This is a genomic window from Parafrankia sp. FMc2 (assembly GCF_041008525.1).
In the GTDB taxonomy this organism is placed as follows: Bacteria; Actinomycetota; Actinomycetes; order Frankiales; family Frankiaceae; genus Parafrankia.
The window spans coordinates 1-797 of record NZ_JBFLUG010000462.1; the positions used below are offsets into that span (position 1 = coordinate 1).

General features: G+C 70.0%; 2 protein-coding genes. Both read left to right on the top strand.

The window, feature by feature from the left end:
* Nucleotides 1–268, top strand: a 268-nt coding sequence (locus tag AB1460_RS37935) for a helix-turn-helix domain-containing protein (protein WP_368967422.1), incomplete at its 5' end; no start/stop codon positions are given.
* A partial coding sequence (locus AB1460_RS37940) for a transposase (protein WP_368967424.1) occupies nucleotides 193–797 on the top strand: 605 nt, incomplete at its 3' end. The genes AB1460_RS37935 and AB1460_RS37940, both read left to right, overlap by 76 nt.

The following is a 797-nucleotide window of genomic DNA, read 5'->3' on the forward strand; positions in this document are numbered from 1 at the left end:
GGTGTACGGCTGGGACGACCAGCGGTGGACGTTGGCCCGGGTCGCGGACGTGATCAGACGGGAGTTCGGGCTCACCTACACGCTGCCCGGGGTGTGGATGCTGCTGGACCGCAACGGCTGGTCGTGCCAGCTCCCGGTGCGGCGCGCGGTCGAACGCGACGACACCGCGGTCAAGGCCTGGACAGAACGGGAGTGGCCGGCGGTAAAACGACCGCGGCGACCCGGGCCGCCTGGGTCTGTTTCCTCGACGAGACAGGACAGGGCCTGAGGCCGCCACGAGCACGGACCTGGGGTCGACGCGGGGTGACCCCGGTGGTGCGGGTCCCCGGGCGGGGCGGGTCCGGGCGGGTCAGTGTGGTCGGGATGGTCTGCTACCGGCCCGGGGATCGGGCCCGGCTGGTCTACCGGGCCCGGGTCGGTCACGGCCGTCGTGGGGAACGGAAGGGGCTGGACTGGGCGGACTGTCGGGATCTTCTGTGGGCGGCGCACGCGCAGCTGCCCGGGGGCCGGCTGGTGGTGGTGTGGGACCGGTTGAACATCCACCTCCAAACCGAGATGGCCGCGTTCCTGGCCGGGCACACCGACTGGATCAGCGTGGCGTGGCTCCCGGCGTACGCCCCTGATCTGAACCCGAGCGAGGGTGTCTGGTCGTATCTGAAACGCACGACCCTGGTGCATCTGGCCGCTCGGGGTATCGACGAGGTCTTTCGGGCCGTCAAGCACGGACTGAAACGTGTGCAGTACCGGCCCGATCTTCTTGTCGGGTTCCTTGCCGAGACCGGGCTTGCTTGGGAAGA